The sequence below is a fragment of the Oceanobacillus sp. FSL K6-3682 genome (assembly GCF_037976165.1).
Classification (GTDB): domain Bacteria; phylum Bacillota; class Bacilli; order Bacillales; family Amphibacillaceae; genus Oceanobacillus; species Oceanobacillus sojae.
Genome location: NZ_CP150263.1, coordinates 4,316,925 through 4,338,501, shown reverse-complemented (window position 1 = coordinate 4,338,501; position 21,577 = coordinate 4,316,925). Strand labels below are relative to the sequence as shown.

At 38.3% G+C, this 21,577-nt stretch carries 20 protein-coding genes and 1 other annotated feature; of the genes, 15 read left to right on the top strand and 5 right to left on the bottom strand.

All coding sequences use genetic code 11. The features are described from left to right. Window position 1 precedes the first annotated feature (1 nt). Together MHH51_RS21030 and MHH51_RS21025 are read left to right on the top strand one after the other, a co-directional pair. Complete coding sequence (locus MHH51_RS21030) at window positions 2–1,069, top strand: ABC transporter permease (RefSeq protein ID WP_339283431.1); 1,068 nt, start codon at window positions 2–4, stop codon at window positions 1,067–1,069. A 6-nt stretch (window positions 1,070–1,075) separates the two neighbouring features. Continuing rightward, complete coding sequence (locus MHH51_RS21025) at window positions 1,076–1,765, top strand: ABC transporter ATP-binding protein (RefSeq protein WP_339283430.1); 690 nt, start codon at window positions 1,076–1,078, stop codon at window positions 1,763–1,765. 132 nt (window positions 1,766–1,897) lie between these two features. On the opposite strand, the gene MHH51_RS21020 is transcribed toward MHH51_RS21025, so the two are convergent. Further along, window positions 1,898–2,749, bottom strand: a complete 852-nt coding sequence (locus MHH51_RS21020; RefSeq protein WP_156985215.1) for an S-adenosyl-l-methionine hydroxide adenosyltransferase family protein — start codon at window positions 2,747–2,749, stop codon at window positions 1,898–1,900. Between the two features lie 98 nt (window positions 2,750–2,847). Continuing rightward, window positions 2,848–3,118: a binding site (T-box leader), on the bottom strand. Window positions 3,119–3,519: 401 nt separating this feature from the next. Between MHH51_RS21020 and MHH51_RS21015 the strand changes: the two genes are divergently transcribed. The 4 genes from MHH51_RS21015 (at window position 3,520) to pstB (ending at window position 7,273) form a co-directional block, all read left to right on the top strand. Next, window positions 3,520–4,479 (top strand): PstS family phosphate ABC transporter substrate-binding protein, encoded by a 960-nt coding sequence (locus MHH51_RS21015; protein ID WP_339283428.1) that lies wholly within the window; start codon window positions 3,520–3,522, stop codon window positions 4,477–4,479. An 80-nt stretch (window positions 4,480–4,559) separates the two neighbouring features. Next, window positions 4,560–5,504, top strand: coding sequence for a phosphate ABC transporter permease subunit PstC (gene pstC / locus MHH51_RS21010; protein WP_339283427.1), 945 nt, complete (start codon window positions 4,560–4,562; stop codon window positions 5,502–5,504). Between the two features lies 1 nt (window position 5,505). Next, on the top strand, window positions 5,506–6,396 hold the full coding sequence (gene pstA / locus MHH51_RS21005; protein ID WP_147211777.1) for a phosphate ABC transporter permease PstA: 891 nt from the start codon (window positions 5,506–5,508) through the stop codon (window positions 6,394–6,396). Window positions 6,397–6,439: 43 nt separating this feature from the next. After that, window positions 6,440–7,273 carry a phosphate ABC transporter ATP-binding protein PstB gene (gene pstB / locus MHH51_RS21000; protein ID WP_147211778.1) on the top strand — a complete coding sequence of 278 codons (834 nt, stop codon included), beginning with the start codon at window positions 6,440–6,442 and terminating at the stop codon, window positions 7,271–7,273. 364 nt (window positions 7,274–7,637) lie between these two features. On the opposite strand, the gene MHH51_RS20995 is transcribed toward pstB, so the two are convergent. Beyond that, window positions 7,638–7,880, bottom strand: coding sequence for a hypothetical protein (locus MHH51_RS20995; RefSeq protein ID WP_147211779.1), 243 nt, complete (start codon window positions 7,878–7,880; stop codon window positions 7,638–7,640). Window positions 7,881–8,030: 150 nt separating this feature from the next. On the opposite strand from MHH51_RS20995, the gene MHH51_RS20990 reads away from it, so the two are divergent. From MHH51_RS20990 to MHH51_RS20965, 6 genes are all read left to right on the top strand, one after another. Further along, the gene (locus MHH51_RS20990; protein ID WP_156985212.1) at window positions 8,031–8,444 is read left to right on the top strand and encodes a GNAT family N-acetyltransferase; all 414 of its coding nucleotides are present in this window, start codon (window positions 8,031–8,033) and stop codon (window positions 8,442–8,444) included. Window positions 8,445–8,525: 81 nt separating this feature from the next. Further along, window positions 8,526–9,173: an SDR family oxidoreductase gene (locus MHH51_RS20985; protein ID WP_147211781.1), complete on the top strand. Its 648-nt coding sequence runs from the start codon at window positions 8,526–8,528 to the stop codon at window positions 9,171–9,173. A 105-nt stretch (window positions 9,174–9,278) separates the two neighbouring features. After that, the gene (locus MHH51_RS20980) at window positions 9,279–9,866 is read left to right on the top strand and encodes a GNAT family N-acetyltransferase (RefSeq protein ID WP_339283426.1); all 588 of its coding nucleotides are present in this window, start codon (window positions 9,279–9,281) and stop codon (window positions 9,864–9,866) included. 244 nt (window positions 9,867–10,110) lie between these two features. Beyond that, on the top strand, window positions 10,111–11,364 hold the full coding sequence (locus MHH51_RS20975; RefSeq protein ID WP_147211784.1) for an argininosuccinate synthase: 1,254 nt from the start codon (window positions 10,111–10,113) through the stop codon (window positions 11,362–11,364). Continuing rightward, on the top strand, window positions 11,361–12,737 hold the full coding sequence (argH, locus tag MHH51_RS20970; protein ID WP_147211785.1) for an argininosuccinate lyase: 1,377 nt from the start codon (window positions 11,361–11,363) through the stop codon (window positions 12,735–12,737). Before MHH51_RS20975 ends, argH begins: the two co-directional genes overlap by 4 nt. A gap of 260 nt (window positions 12,738–12,997) precedes the next feature. After that, on the top strand, window positions 12,998–13,864 hold the full coding sequence (locus tag MHH51_RS20965; RefSeq protein WP_147211786.1) for a Cof-type HAD-IIB family hydrolase: 867 nt from the start codon (window positions 12,998–13,000) through the stop codon (window positions 13,862–13,864). 41 nt (window positions 13,865–13,905) lie between these two features. Here the strand turns inward: MHH51_RS20965 and MHH51_RS20960 are convergent, their stop codons facing one another. Continuing rightward, window positions 13,906–14,967 carry an FAD-dependent oxidoreductase gene (locus tag MHH51_RS20960; RefSeq protein WP_339283422.1) on the bottom strand — a complete coding sequence of 354 codons (1,062 nt, stop codon included), beginning with the start codon at window positions 14,965–14,967 and terminating at the stop codon, window positions 13,906–13,908. Window positions 14,968–15,307: 340 nt separating this feature from the next. Here MHH51_RS20960 and glpT point away from each other — a divergent pair, with 340 nt between their 5' ends. Continuing rightward, window positions 15,308–16,660 carry a glycerol-3-phosphate transporter gene (glpT, locus tag MHH51_RS20955; protein ID WP_339283420.1) on the top strand — a complete coding sequence of 451 codons (1,353 nt, stop codon included), beginning with the start codon at window positions 15,308–15,310 and terminating at the stop codon, window positions 16,658–16,660. A gap of 203 nt (window positions 16,661–16,863) precedes the next feature. Then, on the top strand, window positions 16,864–18,732 hold the full coding sequence (locus MHH51_RS20950) for an ATP-dependent DNA helicase (RefSeq protein WP_339283418.1): 1,869 nt from the start codon (window positions 16,864–16,866) through the stop codon (window positions 18,730–18,732). Between the two features lie 85 nt (window positions 18,733–18,817). On the opposite strand, the gene MHH51_RS20945 is transcribed toward MHH51_RS20950, so the two are convergent. After that, window positions 18,818–19,447 carry a CoA pyrophosphatase gene (locus MHH51_RS20945; RefSeq protein WP_339283416.1) on the bottom strand — a complete coding sequence of 210 codons (630 nt, stop codon included), beginning with the start codon at window positions 19,445–19,447 and terminating at the stop codon, window positions 18,818–18,820. 191 nt (window positions 19,448–19,638) lie between these two features. On the opposite strand from MHH51_RS20945, the gene MHH51_RS20940 reads away from it, so the two are divergent. After that, window positions 19,639–20,436, top strand: a complete 798-nt coding sequence (locus MHH51_RS20940; RefSeq protein WP_147211791.1) for a carbon-nitrogen family hydrolase — start codon at window positions 19,639–19,641, stop codon at window positions 20,434–20,436. A gap of 95 nt (window positions 20,437–20,531) precedes the next feature. On the opposite strand, the gene MHH51_RS20935 is transcribed toward MHH51_RS20940, so the two are convergent. Then, the gene (locus tag MHH51_RS20935; protein WP_147211792.1) at window positions 20,532–21,227 is read right to left on the bottom strand and encodes a histidine kinase; all 696 of its coding nucleotides are present in this window, start codon (window positions 21,225–21,227) and stop codon (window positions 20,532–20,534) included. Between the last annotated feature and the right edge of the window lie 350 nt (window positions 21,228–21,577).

Genomic DNA, 21,577 nt, shown 5'->3' with positions numbered 1-21,577 from the left:
TATGTTTTTAGCTTGGAACGAAATAAGGAATAACAAGCTGCGTTTTACATTGGTTATTGGTGTTTTGGTGCTTATTTCTTACCTGGTTTTCTTTTTATCAGGGCTGGCAAATGGATTAGAGCAATTAAACCGTGAAGCTGTTGATAAATGGGAAGCAGATGGGATTATTCTGACAGAAGAATCGGATTTGCGGCTGCAGCAATCTATCCTGTCCAAGGATGATTTTGATGGGAGCGGCGTTGATGAATATACCGAATTATCTCAGCTGAGTGCGATTGCCAGTAACGGGGATAAAAAAGAAAATGTATATATTTTTGCAGTAGATCCATCTTCCTTTATCATGCCGGATGTTACTGAAGGAAATGCTTTTGTGGATGAAGGGGAAGTCATAGCTGATGATACATTAAAAGAAGACGGCTTTGAAATCGGTGACGAGCTTTCTCTGTCTTCTACAGATGAAACGTTAGAAATTGTCGGATTTACTGATAAAGCAAGGTTTAATGCAGCGCCAGTACTGTTCACGGACCAGGATACACTGGAGACCCTTCAATACGGGGAATTTGCTGAAGAAGATAGTGATGCGATTAATGCCTTCATCATTCGTACAGATAATTTAAATAATGTGGAAGCAGACGAAACATTAAAGGTTATTGATACAGAAACTTTTATAGAAAATTTACCAGGCTATACAGAACAAAATTTGACGCTGACATTGATGATATACTTCTTATTTATTATATCGGCTGTTGTACTGGCAATTTTTCTTTATGTACTTACCATTCAGAAGATAAGTATTTTTGGGGTAATGAAGGCGCAGGGGATATCATCCGGGTACTTGGCCGGCTCTGTAGTGGCCCAGACATTTTTACTTTCTTTAGCTGGTGTTATGATCGGGCTGTTTTTGGCGGTAATCACAGGCTTATTTTTACCTGCGGCAGTACCGGTAGCCTTTAATTACATCGAAATGTTGATTTATGGAATCATCCTGATTGTTGTGTCAGTAATTGGAGCATTAATCTCCGTACAGACCATTGTACGAATTGATCCATTAAAGGCGATAGGAGGGTAAGAGAGCATGGCTATTTTAGAATTGAAGAAGGTACAGAAAACTTTTGGAACCGGCAGAACAAAAGTGGAAGCAATGAAAGAAACGGATTTTGAAGCTGAAAAAGGAGAATTAATTGCTGTGATTGGTCCCTCCGGATCAGGAAAAAGTACATTTTTAACTATTGCAGGCGGACTGCAGACACCAACTGACGGGGAAGTAATGATTAATGGAACAGCTTTGACGGATTTAAAGGAGAAAAAACGTGCTGCATTAAGGCTGAAGGAAGTCGGTTTTGTATTACAGGCATCTAATCTCATACCTTTTTTAAATGTCGGACAGCAGATGCAGCTGCTAGATAAGGTAAAGAAAGGGAATCTGCAAAAGGAGGAGGCGAAGGAGCTTTATCAGTCACTGGGAATTGACCATTTAACCCGTAACTTTCCGAAGGACTTATCCGGCGGGGAAAAGCAGCGGGTTGCAATTGCCAAAGCACTTTATACCAACCCAAGTATCATTTTAGCGGATGAGCCAACTGCATCCCTCGATTCTGATCGCGCATTTGAGGTAATGAATATGCTGAAAGAAATAACCAAAGAAAAGCAGACAGCAACCATTGTTGTGACCCATGATACGCGACTGATTGATGATTGTGATAAAGTATATAAGATTACAGACGGTAAGATGGAATTACAGGAAAGAGTGTATGATACATTATAGTAGACGTAATAAAAGTGATGCAGAGCCGGTTTACGGCAATGGATCACTTTTTATTTGAATAATATTTCATATCATTTAAAGCTCTGCTGTTAAAAAATCCTCATAGAATAAAATACTATTATCTATTTAAAATCAATCCGTTTTCGACGCTTTACGAATAATAATCTGCCAATGAGGTCCTGTTTCAACATGATATGCATTGGCAAAGGAACCCTGGTTGATAGCTACGCCTAAATTATCTAATGAATTCACATATAGTAAAGGCTCACCAAGCCGAATTTCGGCAAAGGAATGTCTATATGTCATGATATTTTTATATACTTGCTGACGATTAGTGGCAATGGTAACTTCAAAAGCATCACCGTGTGCAACATTGATTTTTTGGAATAACTCTCGGCTGATATTGGTCCATAGATTACCAAAACGGATATCCAATATATCAATATTACCGTAGACAATATCATCTTCTATAAATGCCTCCGGTTTTGTTAATTCGACAATATCATCTGTATCAATAGCCGGTCCGACTTCTTCAAAGGTAATTGTATTTGATGCCAGTCTTGCTCCGGTGAACGCATAAACATCCCGGCCATGAAACGTATAGGATTCACCTGATTGGGGCAGCCTATTTGTTTTTTCATCGATAATTCTTGCTTCCTTGATGCCGATATCCTTCTTAATATGAGTAAGTGTTCCGTTATCTGGTGTCACGATATACTGGTTATTCACCGTTTTCACAACAACACTCAGCCTCGAAGTACCAACTCCCGGATCGACTACAGAAATAAAAACCGTCTCTTCTGGCCAGTATGGTAAAGTTTGATACAAACGATAAGAACCCTCCCAAATGTTATATTGCGGGATATTGTGTGTCAGATCAAATACCCGGAGATTGGAATCTACAGTAAGTGCCACCCCATACATTGCACTGACTGCACCATCACTGATACCAAAGTCTGTTTGAATTACTAAATTTCTGCCCATTTAAAACCCTCCTGTATGTTAGCCTTTATTTTCGCTGATGAGTAGCTGGTTTCCTTTTCTAATAAGAAATTAAAAAACCACGCCCGTATCGAATAAACGATAAGGACGTGGCTGGAATTTACGTGGTACCACCTTATTTTACTGTATGCTCACACATACAGCCTCATCAAGTACGAAAGCATGGAGCTTTTATACTGTGGTATTGATAACGAGTACCAAATCTCGCCGGAACCTACTTATATCTAAGGGATACTTTCAGCACGAAGCTCAGAGACCATTGTTCAGATTCTTATTTTTACTTCTTTTCAGCTACCGAAGTTCTCTGTGAAAAAATAGGTGAATCTTACTTTTCCTCTTCAACGCTTTTGATAAATAACAAATGTGAATTATCGTCATTATAAGTAATTGTCATATAAAATGCAAGCGGTTGTAGCAAAATGATAACGTGAAAGCTGAGATGGTAATATAAGATATTTCGGAAGTTTATCCATTTAAATGATAAATGGAATATCCGTGCATAAGATATTAATAAAGAAATAAATGATATTTTTCATTTAAAACGGGACAAGCATACAAAAGAGCGTAGAACGTAGCAGCTGTATATCTTTTCTTCAGTTGGATTTTCTAACTTTATTAAGCCCTCTTTAAGATAATTTACATACTCTTTACATTAACAACAAACTATATTAATAATTCTTCTCTATACTTCAAAGTAAGGACAGAGAAGAAATGTCCAGTAAATATAGGATGAATTTTAAGGGGGCCCTTTGATGAGCTTTAAACGTATTACTTTATTCTTTTTAGTTTCTGTTTTAGTTTTCTTAACAGCATGTGGTTCAGATGATGCAGATAGTGCAGGAGATTCTGGATCTGATAATGGAGAAGAACTGACAGGAAATATCGCAATTGATGGTTCAGGTACTGTATTTCCATTAATGGCACGTTTAGCTGAAGACTATATGTTAAATGAGCAGCAGGGCGTTTCAATAGAAGTAAGTCGTGCTGGAACAAGTGCCGGTTTTCAAAAATTCCTAGTTGAAAATGGGACAGACTTTAATGATGCATCGAGAGAAATAAAAGAAGAAGAGCAGGCAAAAGCAGATGAATTAGGTATCGAGGTTCAAGAGTTAAAGGTTGCATTAGATGGTTTGACAATTGTAACGCATCCAGATAATGACTGGGCAACAGAGTTAACTCCGGAGCAGGTACAGGGGATTTTCCTTGGTGAATATACAAAGTGGTCAGATATTGATGATTCTTGGCCAAATGAAGATATTAAAACGTATGGTCCAAATGAAAATCATGGAACATATGAGTTCTTTTACGAAACTATTTTACAAGAACAAGACTTAGTAAATGGCATTGATCTTCAGCAAGATTACTCAACATTAGTAACACTGGTTTCTGAAGATGAGAATGCAATTGGATTCTTCGGATTTGGTTACTATCAAAGTAATCAGGATAAGATTAACGCAGTACCCATTGATTTTGGAGAAGGAGCAGTTGAACCTTCACTGGATACCATTGCAGAGGATGGACCTTATGCAGATTATACACGTCCGGTATTCACTTACTTGAATGTAAATCATGCACAGGAAAAAATACAAGTTCTTGATTATGCAAAATATGTTTTAGAAAATGCGAATAATATTGCCGGTGAGACTGGATTTGCACCAATTCCTGATGAGGAAGTTCAGTCTCAGCTGGAAGCTTTAGAAGGAATAGAATAAGAAAAGAAGATAGATGAGTGGTGCAGCTTCACCTCTCATCTTCCTCTTATTTTTTAATGAGGAAAGGTGGCTTTTGAATAATGGCTGCAGATAATAAGAACCGTACGTCGGTTAGTGAAATGATTGAGCAACAAAAGCAGAAGCGGAAATTTTTTAATCAATTAGAACGGATGATACCGGGTCTATTATTGATTATTGCTTCCATATCGGTTCTTACAACAATCGGGATTATTTATACTTTGTTTGCTGAATCAGTTGCGTTTTTCCGGAATGTGCCGATTCTTGATTTCTTTACAGGAACGGTATTAAAGCCGTTAAGCCAAAACCCTGAATTTGGTGTATTACCTTTATTAAATGGAACGATTATCTCAACAGTTATTGCAATGCTGGTAGCTGGGCCAATCGGGATGATGTCGGCAATTTATTTAAGTGAATATGCTCCTGATAACGTACGAAGAGTGATAAAACCGTTATTGGAGATCCTGGCAGGAGTGCCAACAATTGTTTACGGGTTCTTTGCGTTTACATTTGTAACACCTTTACTGAGAATGATTTTCCCATCTATTGAAGCGACAAATATTCTTAGTCCGGGAATTATCATGGGTGTGATGATTATTCCAATGATTGCTTCGCTGTCAGAGGATGCGATGTCATCTGTTCCTAACTCTATGAGAGAAGGAGCTTTAGCACTTGGGTCAACGAAGCTGGAGACAACATTTAAAGTAGTTATCCCAGCAGCATTATCAGGAATTATTGCTTCCTTTGTGCTTGGTATTTCCCGGGCAATAGGGGAAACGATGATTGTAGCTATCGCAAGTGGAAGCTCTAAGAATTTCTCCTTTGACATTACTGGGTCTATGCAGACAATGACTGCTTATATTGTAGAGGTAGCTGGGGGAGAAGCAGCAGCAGGAACAACAATTTATTATAGTCTTTATGCTGTGGCATTAACGTTATTTGTTTTCACATTAATTATGAATCTATTAGCAAAATATATTTCACGTAAATTTAGAGAGGAGTACTAAGATGGCAACAAAATATATGGATGCAGAACTGGTTGGAAAGCGTATGTCATCTCGTGTACGAAAGAATGCAGGCTGGAAAGGCCTTTTCTTTGCCTCTACATTATTTGGTCTGATTGTACTGGCAGTATTACTTGTCCGTATTTTTACGCAGGGAATAGAATATATCAATATTGACTTTCTAAAGAACCATCTATCAACGGATGCAAGCAGAGCGGGTATTATGGGAGCAATTCTAGGAACTGCATGGCTGATGGTAGTTGTTATTCCGGTAACAATGGTAATTGGAGTAGGGACAGCAATTTATCTGGAGCTTTATGCAAAGAAAGGAAAACTTCAATCCTTTATTGCAACAAATATTTCTAACTTAGCAGGTGTTCCATCCATTGTTTACGGACTATTAGGCCTGACATTATTTGTCCGTGCTTTAGAATTTGGAAATGTTATTTTAGCTGGCGGGTTAACATTAGCTTTGCTTGTGCTTCCAATCGTAATTGTTGCAGCACAAGAAGCTCTTCGGGCAGTGCCGGGTAGCTTGAGTGAAGCGTCCTACGGCATGGGAGCAACAAAATGGCAGACTGTACGTCGTATTATTCTGCCGGCAGCATTACCTGGGATTTTAACGGGAGCAATTTTAGCATTATCGCGTGCAATAGGGGAAACAGCTCCATTAACCGTTCTTGGTATACCAGCTTTATTAATCCCGTTTCCAGAAGGTATTTTTGATACATTTACGGCATTACCAATGCAAATTTATTATTGGACTATTGATGCTTCTCTTGTAGCAGAATATGCGAACTTAGCAGCAGCGACAATTATTGTACTATTAGTTTTGCTATTTTTGCTAAACTCTATCGCAATCCTGATTCGAAATAAATTTCAGCAGCGTTACTAAATAAATGAAAAGAGATTTAATATAAGAGAGGAGATTATCCTAAATGAGTACTGTAATGACAAAAGCAATTAACTTGAAACTTGTAAGAAATGAAAACGAAAGAAGCGAACCGGAAGTGGAAAAAGAAGTAGTTTATGATACAAAAGGGTTAAATTTATGGTATGGAGAAACACATGCTTTAAAAAATATTAATATGGATATTAAGGAAAAAGAGGTAACAGCAATTATTGGGCCGTCCGGGTGCGGAAAGTCAACATATTTGAAGACATTGAACCGTATGGTGGAACTGGTTCCAATTGTAAAAACATCTGGTCAGATAACGTATAAAGGAAAAAATATTTTAGATAAATCGTTTCGTGTAGAAGATCTGCGGACTCAGGTGGGAATGGTATTTCAAAAAGCAAATCCATTTCCAAAATCAATCTATGAAAATATTGCTTATGGCCCAAAAATCCATGGTATTAAAAATAAAAAGATACTTGATGAGATCGTTGAAAAAAGCCTGCGTGGCGCATTTATCTGGGATGAATTAAAGGATCGTCTTAATGATAATGCGTATGGGTTATCAGGTGGACAGCAGCAGCGTCTATGTATTGCCCGCTGTTTAGCCGTCGAGCCGAATGTTATTTTAATGGATGAGCCGACATCTGCGCTGGATCCGAAATCAACTCTGCGAATTGAAGAGCTTGTACAGGAATTGAAGAAGGATTATGCCATTGTTATTGTAACGCATAATATGCAGCAGGCAGCCCGGATTTCTGACAAGACAGCATTCTTCCTGAATGGAGAAATTATTGAATATGATAAAACAGATCATATTTTCAATAATCCTACGGATGAGCGCACAGGAGATTATATCTCTGGACGATTTGGATAAGTGAATAAGACTTCTATGAGAATGGCTTTCCGGGTCATTCTTTTTTGTATTTCAAATGGATAAATTCAATGTATGATAGAAGGACAGAGAATATTTTATATGGCCTTTCCAGAAGAGGGTTTTTAAAGTTATCCACATCGTGTGGATAACGCAGGATTCATTATAATAGATCCATTTTTGTTAGCTTGGTTCTTTATTTTGGAAAAAATCTTGTTCTGTCTAATTTTCTGCCCCAGGAAACTATAAAAGTCTTTAATGATTTGTAAAATCACTCGTTTTCTTTATATTTATCACGGTGCAATCGGGTGTAAGATTTCCTTAACAAGAACAGTGGGAAAAACGCCCGCTGAATAAAGTTTTACTATTAAGAAACTATTCTATAAATAATTCTAAATGCAGCTGGCACAAGTATGACCAATGCTATAAAGAGATGGATATACCTTCTGGTTGTGAAACTGGTATAAGTCCATAATAATAATAGAATAAAAGATGCCACAACCAATAGCTCGATTAAAGCCAGCCAATTTGTCGGATAAAGCTCATATAGAATAGAAATGAAAAAATAAATAATTCCGCTCAGAATAAATCCTTTTTTAGCTGAATCCATATTAATCCCACCTTCTGCTAAGCATATAATCATTCTTCCCTTAATATAAAAGGTAAAACGTACTGTATATAATTAGGAAAGCGTTATCTTATGTATACTTTGGTCTGCAGGTTATAATAAGATTAGTTTAAAAATAAGAAGGTGAATAGTATGCAAATTAATTATCAAGAAATGAAAAAGCTGGATCAGAGGCCTTTGGAGGATTTGTATACAGACGTTGGCTGGTCTGCTTACACAAAAGATGTGGATAGGCTGCAGCAGTCTGTAGAAAACTCTTTATATGTTTTAACGGCCTGGCATGAAGATGAATTAATTGGATTAATTAGAGTGGTGGGAGACGGTCTATCTATTATTTATATTCAAGATTTGCTTGTAAAAAATGCATACCATAATCAAAAAATAGGCTCTGAATTAATGCAAAGTGTGTTAAATAAATATGCAGGTGTCAATCAAAAAGTATTGTTAACAGAGGAAGCTCCTAATACCAGATATTTTTATGAGAAAAATGGATTTAAGTCATGTGATCAAGGAGATGCAGTAGCTTTCGCGCAACTCAAGTCTTAACCGGATAGAAAACAAGTTTGGATACTTTCTGGAAGGGAACATTTTAAAATAGAAGCATTATATGAAGAGGAGTTGTTAAGAATGAACGTAGTTGTTATTGGAGCGAATGGACAAATTGGAAGACATCTTGTTAATCAGCTTCATATCAATGAACAGCATGAGGTTACGGCAATGGTCCGAAAAGAAGAACAGAAAAAAGAACTGGAAGCAAATGGAGTTCATGCTGTTTTAGCAGATTTAGAAGGCAGTATTTCCGGTTTGGAGGATGCTTTGAAGGGCGCAGATGCAGTAGTATTTACAGCAGGCTCTGGCGGCCATACCGGTCTGGATAAAACATTGCTTATTGATTTAGATGGAGCTGTAAAATCAATTGAAGCAGCAAAAAATACGAATGTGAGACGTTTTGTTATGGTCAGTGCATTCCAGGCGCATAATCGTGACAGCTGGGCAGACAGTCCAATTAAACCATATATGGTTGCTAAACACTTTGCTGATGAAACGTTGATACACAGCGGCCTTGACTATACAATCGTTCGTCCAGGCGGCTTGCAGAATGAACCGGGTACAGGAAAAGTACAGGCGAGTGAAAATCTGGAACGAGGCAGCATACCCCGCGAAGATGTAGCAGCTGTCATTGTCGAAGTATTGGAAGCGAAAAACACGTATAGAAAGGGCTTCGATTTAATTACCGGGGAAGATTCAGTAAGCGATGCTGTTAAGAAAATTTAAATGCTTATTCAGGCGCTCTTTTCAGGGCGTCTTTTTTGATTGTTAAGTATTAGTGTGGAGCTCGGAAAGTTATATTTATAATAGTGAAGAAGAGAGGGATTTAAAATGTTAGAAAACATAGAAATTGATTACTTCAACAGCAATGATTCCGATATAGAAAAAATTGCAAAACTATATTGTATGACTTTTTTAACGGATAATATTTTGCTGGAAGATAAAGAAAATGCAGTGAAAAATATAAGAAAGCATACCGGTTATGAAGGTTTTATCGGTTTGAAATGCAAGGGTGCAAAAGGGAAATTAATTGGTTTTGCATATGGCTATACAAGTTTGTCCAAACAATTTTACAGAGAAAAAATTGCTAATCAATTATCAGACGATAAAATAGACTTTTGGTTAGCTGATTGTTTTGAGTTTGTGGAGCTGGCAGTAAATCACTCTTATAAACGTCTCGGTGTTGCAAGTAAACTGCATGATGAATTATTGGCGAATACGAATTGTGGAACTGCTGTATTAACAACTGCTATCGAGAACAAGCCTGCATTAAATTTGTATAAGAAGAAAGGATGGGAAGTTATAAAAAAGGATGCACCCATTATTTCAAAGGATAACCTTCAGGTGATTATGGGAAAAGTATTAAATGGAAATCACTTTAACTTTCCCGAACAATACAAATATAAAAATGAAACATAACTTAATAAGAAAAATATACATAAATCTATTGCCCTAAAAAGGATTTTTTTCTGAACAAACGCTCACTTATTCCGCTCTATATGTTTCTGTAAACAAATAAAAAAGCTTGGAATTACTTGTGCGGACAGGGGAAAAGCTGACTTTCCCGAAAAAATAAATAAATTTCAAAATACCTCTTGCATTATTATACATAATCATGCATAATAATTCGATAATAGCACATTTATGAGAGGGGATTTTTTAAGTGGCAAAAGACAAGATCGTTTTAGCTTATTCTGGAGGATTAGATACATCTGTAGCAGTAAAGTGGCTGCAGGATAAATATAATTATGATGTGATTGCAGTTGCATTGGATGTAGGAGAAGGAAAAGATTTAGAGTTCGTGAAACAAAAAGCGCTGGATGTTGGTGCAATTAAGTCGTACGTGATTGATGCGAAAAAGCTTTATTCAGAAGAATATGTATTGCCGGCATTACAGGCTAACCTGTTGTACGAAGGAAAATATCCGTTAATTTCAGCATTATCCCGTCCATTGATCGCAAAAATACTAGTGGATATTGCAGGAGAAGAAGGAGCAGTAGCTGTAGCGCATGGCTGTACGGGAAAAGGGAATGACCAGGTTCGTTTTGATGTTGCATTTACAGCGTTAAATCCTGAATTGAAAATTGTTGCACCGGTTCGTGAATGGGCAATGTCCAGGGAAGAAGAAATTGAGTATGCAAAGGAACATAATATTCCAGTTCCAATTAAAAAGGAAAGTCCATATAGTATTGACCAGAACCTGTGGGGCAGAAGTAACGAATGTGGTATTTTAGAGGATCCGTGGGCAGAGGCGCCAAAGGATGCCTATGATTTAACGCAGGATCCAGAAGATGCACCTGATGAAGCTCAAACAGTTCAGATTACTTTTGAACAAGGAAAGCCAGTTTCATTAGATGGCAAAAAATTAGATTTGGATGAATTAATTTTAACTTTGAATGAGATTGCTGGAAAACATGGAGTTGGAAGAATTGATCATGTGGAAAATCGTTTAGTTGGAATTAAATCAAGAGAGATTTATGAGGCTCCAGCAGCAATGACATTGATTAACGCACATCAGGAACTGGAAGCATTAACTCTGCCTCGTGAAGTAGCAGAATTTAAACCGATTGTTGAGCAGAAGCTGTCGCAGGCTGTTTATTACGGCTTATGGTACTCACCGTTAACAGAGGCGCTGCAAGCCTTTATTGAGAAGACACAGGAGCATGTTTCTGGTACAGTAAAAGTGAAGCTGTATAAAGGTCATGCACATGTTGTCGGAAGAGAGTCTGCAAACTCCTTATATGACTTTGACTTAGCAACTTACAATAAGGACGATGCATTTGACCATGATGCAGCATTAGGATTTATTAAATTATGGGGACTGCCTACACAGGTACATGCTTCAGTAAATGGTCCTCAGGGAAAGAAATCGATTGAGAAAGTAAAACTAGAGGTAAAGGAAGCTGTTAATCCGTGAAATTATGGGGTGGAAGATTTACAAAACCAACGAATGAATTAGTCGACGAGTATACCTCGTCGATTCGTTTTGACCAGAAGTTAGCAAAATATGATATTAAAGGCAGTCTGGCTCATGTTGCTATGTTGAAAAAATGCGGTATCATACCTGCTCAAGAAGCCGACCAGATTGCTGAGGGCTTGAAAAAGGTTCTCAGTAAGATTGAAGCAGGGGAAGCAGAGCTATCTGAGGCAGATGAAGATATTCATATGAATGTGGAACGGCTGCTGATTGAAGAGATTGGACAAGTGGGTGGCAAGCTTCATACCGGACGCAGCAGAAACGACCAGGTAGCTTTGGATATGCGTCTGTATGCAAGGGAAGCTATCTCCGAATTAAAATCACTATTAAAAACAGTCCAGCAGGCACTCATTGGGCAGGCAAAAGCAAACATAGATGTCATTATGCCTGGATATACGCACTTACAGCGTGCTCAGCCTGTTTTATTTGCGCATCATATGATGGCGTACGTATTTATGTTTCAACGCGATGTGGAACGTCTGGAGGACAGTTTGAAGCGCGTAAATAAGTCACCATTAGGTGCAGGAGCACTGGCAGGTACAACCTTCCCGATTGATCGTAGTTTTGTAGCTGAGCAGCTTGATTTTGACGGGATTTGTGAAAACAGCCTGGATGCTGTAAGTGACCGTGATTTTGTAGTGGAATTCCTTTCCAACGGTTCTTTAATCGGCACACATTTGTCCCGTCTTTGTGAAGAACTGGTACAGTGGTCAAGCGCAGAATTTAATTTTGTTGAGCTGGATGATTCCTATACAACAGGAAGCAGCATGATGCCACAGAAGAAAAACCCGGATGTAGCAGAGCTTGTTCGCGGCAAGACCGGGCGTCTTTACGGCAATCTTATCGGGATGCTGACTACCTTAAAGGGCTTGCCTTTGGCATATAATAAAGATATGCAAGAGGATAAAGAGGGGATGTTTGACTCTCACGAGACACTGAAAGGCGCGCTACAGCTCTTTGCCGGGATGATTGGATCAATGGAAATAAATAAGGAAAGTATGTACAACGCTGTTACGAATGATTACTCCAATGCCACTGATTTAGCAGATTATCTGGTGAATAAAGGGCTTACCTTCCGTGAATCACATGCCGTTGTCGGACAGGTTGTTTTAAATTGTATTCAAGCAGGAACTTATCTGCTTGACCTGAGCTTAAAAGAGTTTAAACAATATTCAGAGGTTATTGAAGCGGATATTTATGAAGCGTTGAAGCCGGAAACTGTTGTTAATGCAAGGTCTGCTGCCGGCGGGACGGCAAAACAAAGTGTGCTGGAGCAAATTGCGAAGGCAGAGCAATTATTGGAATCGTCTTAAGTAAATGAGGTATAGTAGATAAGTGAGATAAAATAACGTGGAGCTCATATCAATTGCTGATGAGCTCTGTTATTTTGTAACGAAAAATAAAATAGAACGGATTAAAAATATCTGGAAATGGGAAAATAAAAGCAATAAGACAGAAGAGTACTGTTTTTTTCCTTTTTAATATAGCAGCTATTTTCAGGATTTCCTTTAGAGAATATCCTGAATTCCTTGTTTTTTTAAGTTCTATTTTATAGAAAAGGCGGTTAGGTATAATGAAATTAATTGCATCAGATATGGATGGAACATTACTTAATGAAAATGGAGAAATTAGCGAGGCAAATGCGGAAGCAGTAAAAATAGCTGTGGAGAAAGGTATTGAGTTTATTGTAGCAACAGGCAGATCCTATCATGCTGCGAATATCCCTCTGCAGGCGGCGGGGATAACCTGTCCGGTAGTGAGCTTAAATGGAGCTGTAACATACCTGGAGAACGGGAAGCAAATAAATAGTATTCCTATGGACAAGCAGGTAGCTGCGCGAATTGCCAATGAGTGCAGCAAGCTGGGGATGTATGTAGAGTTATTTACAAATAAAGGAGTTCTTTCTGAAAGCAGGGAGCATTTTTTAGATGTGCTTATCGATATTATGCGTTCAGCTAATCCAGATATTTCCGAGGAAGAAATGCGCGAAATGGTAGAACAGCGATTTCAATTAGAGGAAGTTTCCTTTGTGGAAAGCTTGCAGACAGCATTAAAAGATGAGAATGTAGAAATCTATAAAATTCTCACCTTTGCGTTTGAGGAAAATCAGCTGGAGGAGGCTAAGAGAAAGCTTCGCGATGAAACAGGAGCAGTGATTACCTCTTCTGGAGATACGAATCTTGAATTTAACCATCCAAAAGCTCAAAAAGGTTTAGCTATTCAGAAGTATATTGAGGATAAGGACTGGTCAATGGAAGACGTCATGACAATGGGTGATAACTGGAATGATGCGAGTATGCTGGAAATGGCTGGACGTGGTGTCGCTATGGGCAACGCCTCTGATAAAATCAAGAAGCTATGCGATTATGAAACGGTGGCAAATGATCAAGACGGTGTAGCAAAAGCTATTGAAGAGATGTTAAGAGAATTGGATAAATAAAATAAAGATGCCAAGCTGAGAATTAGCTTGGCATCTTTATTTTAATGTCTTTTACTTAACCATAGTACACCAGATTTTGCGAGTCTCGGCAATAATCCTGTCATTGGCTTTTTAGCCATATTTCCAAATCCGTCTGATTTTCCTAAGGAACCTAAAGTTCCTTTTAATTTGAGAGGTTTCGGCTTCTTCGGCTGCTTTTCGTTTAAAACAGCGAGAAGAATTTCTGCAATTTGTTCTCCCTGCAGACCGGCAAGCTGGGCGCTTGGCGAATATTCACTGGAAGCACAATCACCCAAAACATATACAGAAGGATCTTCCGGAACCTGATAAAAATCATTGACGACTACTTTACCGTGCCGATCTTTAGTATATGGAAGCTCACGCACAAGCCAATTAGGCTGTACTCCGGCAGTCCAAATGGTAACATCATTTAAATAGCAAACGCCGTTATTGCATACGCCATCATGTTCTACATATTCCACCGTTGAATTATGTATCACATCCACATTATTTTCTGTCAGCCATCTTTCTACATAAGCCTGGATTTTGCTGTCCAGGGTTTTTAATACGGTATCTCCCCGGTCAAGGAGGCGGATATTTAAGTCTGGTCTGCTTTCACGAATTTCAGAAGCAACCTCAATACCACTTAAGCCCGCCCCGATAACAGATACTTTTCCATATGCCTTTAAGTTCCCTACTGCAACACCAGCTTTTCTTGCTTTCGCAAAGGTTTGAACGCTTTCTGTGTATTCCTCTGCTCCAGGGATTCCATGATAATTGTCCTCGCAGCCTAATCCGATAATCAAATAATCGTAGGGAACAATGGAATCTTCATCTTGAATAATAATCTGTTTATTATCCACATCAATTTTTGTGATTTCCCGAAAAATATATTTTATGCGGGAATCATCTGGAAAATCAACGCGGACATCATGGTCTGCTGAAGTTCCAGCAGCAATTGCATAGAACTCGGTTTTCAGTGAACGGAATGGATTACGGTCAATTACAGTTATATGTATATTATCGGATAATGTTTGGCTAAGAAGGCCAAGCAGCGTTTTAACACCGCCATATCCACCTCCAACAAGAACAACTCGCTTCATTGTGTTACACCCCTTATTTAATTTGAAACTCTTCCAGATACTAGCGTAACAAATTATGAAGGCGATGTCATTAAGATTAAGGCAGTAGTTTGTTAATCGTAAAAGGATAATTTATTCAAAAAAGTCAATCTATTATAGGGGTTTTTAGTTTTTCTAAAGGAACTAATATTAGAGGAGAAAATTCATTAAGAAAAGGCCTTTTTTCTTCAAATAAAATTTTACATTTATTTAATAATTAATAATAATTGGATTTTCCTTTTTTGTCTTCATAAAATTGTGACTTAGGTGTATACTGTTCGAGTTCAACATAGAAAGTAAGAGGCATAAGGAGGAAATTGTTTTGTTTAAGATGTTTAAGCCAGCACCGGAAAAAGAGAGGCTGCCTGAAGATCAAATTGATTCCCATTATAAGAGACTCCGTTTTCAAGTGTTTATGGGAATATTTATTGGTTACGCAGCATACTATTTACTTCGTAAGAACTTTTCCCTGGCAATGCCTGGATTAATTGAAGAAGGGTATTCTAAAGGCGAGCTTGGAATTGCGCTATCTGCTGTATCCTTAGCATACGGAATCAGTAAATTTATTATGGGTACTGTATCAGACAGGAGTAATCCACGCGTCTTTTTAACAAGCGGGCTCGTATTATCTGCTGTTGTCAGTTTATTAATGGGGTTTGTTCCATTCTTTACATCTTCTATTGCTATTATGTTTGTTATGATGTTTTTACTAGGATGGTTTCAAGGTATGGGATGGCCTCCATCAGGACGTACCCTCGTTCACTGGTATAGTGTAAGTGAACGCGGTACAAAGACTTCAATTTGGAATGTTGCCCATAATGTTGGCGGAGGATTAATGGCTCCAATTGCAACATTAGGAATGACTATCTTTGCTGGAAGCTATTTCGTAGGCTATGAAGGTGTATTTATCCTCCCAGGGATTGTTGCTCTGCTGCTTGCTGTTGTTGCATATATGCTAATTCGTGATACTCCCCAATCAGAAGGATTGCCGCCAATTGAGGAATATCGTAACGACTATCCGACAAACAATAAAAAAACATTAGAAACAGAATTAACAACGAAAGAAATTCTTTTCAAATATGTTTTAAATAATAAATGGGTATGGGCAATTGCATTCGCCAATATATTCGTTTATTTTGTGCGTTATGGAGTGCTGGACTGGGCTCCCACCTACTTGAATGAATCAAAAGGATTTGAAATGAGTGAATCCAGTTTCGCTTATTTCTTATACGAATGGGCTGGAATTCCAGGTACACTGCTATGTGGTTGGATTTCCGATAAATTCTTTAAAGGCCGTCGCGGGCCTGCCGGCGTGGTCTTTATGTTCGGAGTACTGCTTGCTGTTCTTGTTTACTGGCTGAATCCGGCTGGAAATCCGATGATTGATAATGCAGCATTAATTGCTATTGGCTTCTTAATCTATGGACCGGTTATGTTGATCGGTTTACAAGCGTTGGACTTAGTACCTAAGAAAGCAGCTGGGACTGCAGCAGGATTAACAGGCTTATTTGGTTACCTTGGCGGTGCAGTAACAGCCAATATCATTATGGGTTATGTTATTGATCACTTTGGCTGGGGAGGGAGCTTTATATTATTAATTGTTTCCTGTGTCTTGGCAATGTTTGTCTTTGCATTAACTTGGAATGTGCGCGGACAAGAAGTTGTAAAGAATTAAAATCAGAATAATATTTTTTGTTTAGACGAAAGAAAAAGTGGCAGTATCTCTTTATATTTATGAGATATGTCACTTTTTTTATGGGGAAATATTAAAAAAGGGAATAGCTTGCTAGAGTTTTAGAAATAATGGTACGATTAAGAGTGCTTTTTGATTAATAAGTTAAAACATTTTATAGATAATAGAAGAAAAAGGAGTTGCCTATGGCAGGAATGAAATCAATCCCGTTTACTGTAGCAAAAAATGAGCAATTTTTTGATCGCTTAGGAGATTATATCGGCGATGTTTTTTATGATATTTTACCTGAACAAGGCTTTGAGCTGCGCGATGAACAAATTTATATGGCATTTCAGCTCGAGCAGGCTTTTAAGCATAAAAAGACAATCTTTGCAGAAGCAGGTGTCGGAACAGGGAAAACGATTGTCTATCTATTGTATGCAATTTGTTATGCCCGTTATATGAGAAAGCCGGTTATTATTTCCTGTGCTGATGAAACATTGATTGAACAGCTGGTCAAAGAAGGCGGAGATATTGATAAGCTTGAAAAAGCACTTGGCTTGGAAGTAGATGTCCGTTTGGCTAAAGCACGTGAAAATTATCTTTGCATGAAAAAACTGGACCCTTTGTCCGAATACACTGAGGATGAAGAAATTCTGGATGTACATGATTCTGTTCCAGACTTTGTTTTTGATCAGGGTGTCTCGATGCAGTCATTTTATCCTTATGGGGACCGGAAAGATTACCCATGGCTTTCTGATAAGCAATGGGAGCAGATCGGCTGGGATCCTTTGAAGCAGTGTGCAACATGTGACTTTAGACATCGCAGTGCGCAGACATTGCATCGTGATTATTACCGCCATGCCCAGGATATTATTATCTGCTCACATGATTTTTACATGGAGCATGTCTGGACGAAAGAATCACGGATAAGAGAAGGCCAGCTTCCGTTACTTCCAGAAGCAGGTGCGGTTGTGTTTGATGAAGGGCATCTGCTGGAATTCTCAGCACAAAAAGGGTTAACCTATCGTTTTAACTATCAGAATATCACAAATGTCCTGACAGGATACCAGGGGCAGGATGTTCGGGAAGAATCGCTGCAATTAGCAGAGGACATTATGACGCTTCATGATGATTGGTTTGATCTTATTACAGAAATTGCAGTACGTGTAGAAGGATCTAATCGGCTGGAAATCCCAAGAAATCCAAAAATGATTGAGATGGCTGAGCGATTAGAAAAAATGGTTCAAGAGTTATTAGAACAGCTAGTTTTTGATGCAGAATTGTTTACTATGGATGCGTATCATACAAAGATTATTGAAGAATATCTGGAATTTTTCACGTACGGGTTATCGATTTTCCTAAAGGATGATGAGGGTGTTTACTGGCTGGAAGAGGATGGAGATGAGAGTAGTCTGGTTATTATGCCGAGGCTCGTAGAGGATGTTTTGCGGGAAGAAGTATTCCAAAAAAATATTCCATTTATTTTCTCTTCCGCAACGCTTTCTCAGGATGGTGACTTCTCGTATACTGCAAGAAGTCTGGGTGTTGATTCATATGAGTCATTTTCTGTCGAATCCCCATTTGAGTATGAGAAAGTACGTGCGATAAAAGATCATAGCTATACGGATGATACAGAAAAGTTTGAAGGAATTGCGCAGCAGCTTCAGGATAATGAAGGCCACAGCCTTATTTTATTCCGTTCCGAAGAGGAGATGCAGGTGTTCCGGGAATGGGCGCAAGAAAAGGAATGGTCATTTGACTTATTATTTGAGGGTGACAAGGAAATCAGTGAATTGGTTCGTACGTTTCAATTAAACGCTTCTTCCACGCTTTGTGCGTATCATTTATGGGAAGGGCTGGATGTACCAGGGGAATCATTAACACAGGTTATTATTGCTTCCTTGCCATATCCGCCGGATGATCCTGTATTTAAAGCAAAACGCAAGCATGCAGGGAATCCATATGAAGAAATCGATTTACCTTATATGCAGCTTCGTTTAAAACAAGGTATAGGCCGTTTAATCCGTACGGAGCACGATAAAGGAGTTGTGCATATTTGGAAACAGGCTTAAATCTAAAACGCTCTGTTCGCCGGACAGAAGTTTTTTAGATTAAACAACAGTTTGAACAAAAAGACCCTTGATACGTTTAGACGTATCAAGGGTCTTTTTGTTCATTAATCAAGTCGATAAAATGTGTAAGGATTTTAGCAGTAAGCCCCCAAATAGTTTTATCATCATATCGGTAGAAGAGTTCTTCCAGAGCCCTGATACGCCATTCATAGTCCTCACCGCCGACAATAAGATGGTAAGGGAAGTTGTCCTCTGGCTGTATTTCCAGATGCACTTTATATTTTTCGGGTGTATTCTCTAAGAAGAAGGAGAGCGGCACAGTAAAAATATGATCCACTTCATCAGGATTTGGTTGGATATTTTTTAGGTTTTTCAGCTTTCCGATAAAAGGATAAATGATTCTTCCTAAATCATTTACAATATAATCGAGCGGAATTGGTTCGGATATATCTTGTTTTGTTATACCCAGTTCTTCAATTGTTTCCCGGATAGCAGTATAATCAGGGCTCTTATCTTCCGGGTCCATGCGTCCTCCTGGAAAACAGATATCTCCCGGCTGGCTTCTTAAGTTCATCGAGCGGACTTCAAAGAGAATATGAGTTTCTCCATTCACTTCAATCAAAGGAATCAAAACAGAAGATCGTTTAAAGTGCTGATGTCCCATTAATGCAGGAGTACGATCTTTTAATTCGTTCAGAATATTTTCTATCTGCATGCCGTATCCTCCCTAAATTTCTTACTAAGTTCTATTTCCATTCTAGTATGCTTTCAGGCTGCTGTCATGTATAGCGTTTAGAATCTATAATATGTATACGAGTTGAAATTTATCCTTTTTAGACAACATGTTAATATAAAGATAACAATTTCTGCTAGAATAAGAATTGAAATGAGAAAGGCGGGTGCGAGATGAAGCATGCTATCTATCAAATGGATATTATCCCTGGAGACCCGGAAGGTAATCGTAAACACATCAAGGAATGGCTGGAAAAACAGGTAGGAACAGAGAAACCTGATATTATTGTTCTTCCGGAAATGTGGACGACTGCATACACATTAGCACAATTAGAGAAAATTGCTGATTTGGATGGAGAACCTACAAGGGGTTTTTTGAAAGAATTGGCTAAAAAGCATCATGTGCATATTATTGGCGGATCATTTGCTAATAAAGTGGATGGTGCAATCTATAATACAGCACTTGTTATCAATAATGAGGGAGAGGAGGTCTATACATACGACAAAATACATCTTGTCCCTATGTTAGATGAACCAGACTACTTAACAGGTGGGAAAAAACAGGTACGTCTGTTTGAGTTAGACGGAGTAAAGATGGGACTGCTTATTTGTTATGATCTTCGTTTTCCAGAGTTAGCCCGAGAATTGGCGATAGCAGGAGCTGAGGTGATTTATATAACAGCAGAATGGCCATCAGCACGTAAGGATCATTGGAAGGCACTTCAAATGGCACGGGCCATTGAAAATCAATGCTATATTATTTCAAGTAACCGGGTAGGTTCTTATAATGGGGTTGATTTCTGCGGAACCTCATTAGTTGTAGACCCATGGGGGACGACTGTTAAAGAGGGATCGGAAGAACGAGTAGAAACACTGATTGAGACAATTGCTATTTCAAATGTGGAACGTATACGCAGCGAAGTTCCCGTATTTAAAAGCAGGGTGCCTGAAATGTATCAAGGCTGGAAATAAAAGCAATATAAAAGACTCCAATGTCAGTGCAGTCCCCGAAAACCAGAATGTAAAATCTGATTTTCGGGAGTAATCACTGTCGCATGGAGTCTTTTTTAATGAATAGAATGGTTATTGATATTTGGCGGTTCTTTTAATTCGCCGGTGCATACATTTTCTGTAATATGAACCTGGGAGGTCTTCCCTTTGTTGTTAATGAATTTGAATACCCCATTATTGAAATCTGTTCCAATCTCTTTATAGAAAATTCCTTCGTATAAATTATGCTTGGAACGGGTGAATTTCAAACGATATTGTCCGGGTGCTTCACTGTCTTCCTGGATAAATGCACGTACGCCTTTTTCGTAAATAGTATCATCTGTACTTTTTAATGTACGGTCCACGGAAACAATGTGAAGGTCGATGAAAGAAATTTCCCGGAGAAGCACGTTGACAAAAGAACCTTTCGTAATCTCTTCCCAACGGTTTTGTGCGCTTTGCCCAATAATAATTTGTGTGATATTGTGCGTGTGCGCTACTTCTTTAATTGCTCTTACGGAACGTTTCTCATTATCACGTATAATAAATTCCTCTACATCTAGTTCCTCACACAGCTCCTTCCAATGTTCGACAAAACCTGATTTATCTGCATCAAATTCATCGTAAGGAAGGGCATCTACTGTTAAAACGTATAATGGGCAATCCATGATTTGTGCCAGCTTATGGCCCCGGCGGATAAGGCGTTCTCCGTTGGGACCATAATAAACACATACTAAAATACTTTCATCCATGCGACCTCTGATTTTTTTCATCGTATCTACCGCACCTTTCTTTCATAGTCATTTGCTATTTATATTTAAAAAATCAATATTTATCCGAAAAGGAACTGAATTGTTTTATTCTTAATTTAACCTGGAAAGAGAAGGTATAAACCTCCTCGTGACAGTTTCTTTACCTTTAAACCGTATCATTTTAACATGTATTTCGATTTTCGTATAGTACCAGGGAAGAAAAAATTTGAAGAAGTAATTGACATATAAAAAAGTCTTTATTCCTACTAATTATGATTATCATAAAGTCCTTTATACAAGTATTTCTTCCAAGTTGCAAGTAAATTTAATTATATCCTTTTAATTCAGTTAAAGTGACACAAAAAGATTTT

Coding starts and splice junctions, on each gene's coding strand:
- MHH51_RS21030 (WP_339283431.1), top strand. CDS start 2: ATGTTTTTAGCTTGGAACGAAATAAGGAATAACAAGCTGCGTTTTACA.
- MHH51_RS21025 (WP_339283430.1), top strand. CDS start 1,076: ATGGCTATTTTAGAATTGAAGAAGGTACAGAAAACTTTTGGAACCGGC.
- MHH51_RS21020 (WP_156985215.1), bottom strand. CDS start 2,749: ATGGGCAGAAATTTAGTAATTCAAACAGACTTTGGTATCAGTGATGGT.
- MHH51_RS21015 (WP_339283428.1), top strand. CDS start 3,520: ATGAGCTTTAAACGTATTACTTTATTCTTTTTAGTTTCTGTTTTAGTT.
- pstC (WP_339283427.1), top strand. CDS start 4,560: ATGGCTGCAGATAATAAGAACCGTACGTCGGTTAGTGAAATGATTGAG.
- pstA (WP_147211777.1), top strand. CDS start 5,506: ATGGCAACAAAATATATGGATGCAGAACTGGTTGGAAAGCGTATGTCA.
- pstB (WP_147211778.1), top strand. CDS start 6,440: ATGAGTACTGTAATGACAAAAGCAATTAACTTGAAACTTGTAAGAAAT.
- MHH51_RS20995 (WP_147211779.1), bottom strand. CDS start 7,880: ATGGATTCAGCTAAAAAAGGATTTATTCTGAGCGGAATTATTTATTTT.
- MHH51_RS20990 (WP_156985212.1), top strand. CDS start 8,031: ATGCAAATTAATTATCAAGAAATGAAAAAGCTGGATCAGAGGCCTTTG.
- MHH51_RS20985 (WP_147211781.1), top strand. CDS start 8,526: ATGAACGTAGTTGTTATTGGAGCGAATGGACAAATTGGAAGACATCTT.
- MHH51_RS20980 (WP_339283426.1), top strand. CDS start 9,279: ATGTTAGAAAACATAGAAATTGATTACTTCAACAGCAATGATTCCGAT.
- MHH51_RS20965 (WP_147211786.1), top strand. CDS start 12,998: ATGAAATTAATTGCATCAGATATGGATGGAACATTACTTAATGAAAAT.
- MHH51_RS20960 (WP_339283422.1), bottom strand. CDS start 14,967: ATGAAGCGAGTTGTTCTTGTTGGAGGTGGATATGGCGGTGTTAAAACG.
- MHH51_RS20950 (WP_339283418.1), top strand. CDS start 16,864: ATGGCAGGAATGAAATCAATCCCGTTTACTGTAGCAAAAAATGAGCAA.
- MHH51_RS20945 (WP_339283416.1), bottom strand. CDS start 19,447: ATGCAGATAGAAAATATTCTGAACGAATTAAAAGATCGTACTCCTGCA.
- MHH51_RS20940 (WP_147211791.1), top strand. CDS start 19,639: ATGAAGCATGCTATCTATCAAATGGATATTATCCCTGGAGACCCGGAA.
- MHH51_RS20935 (WP_147211792.1), bottom strand. CDS start 21,227: ATGAAAAAAATCAGAGGTCGCATGGATGAAAGTATTTTAGTATGTGTT.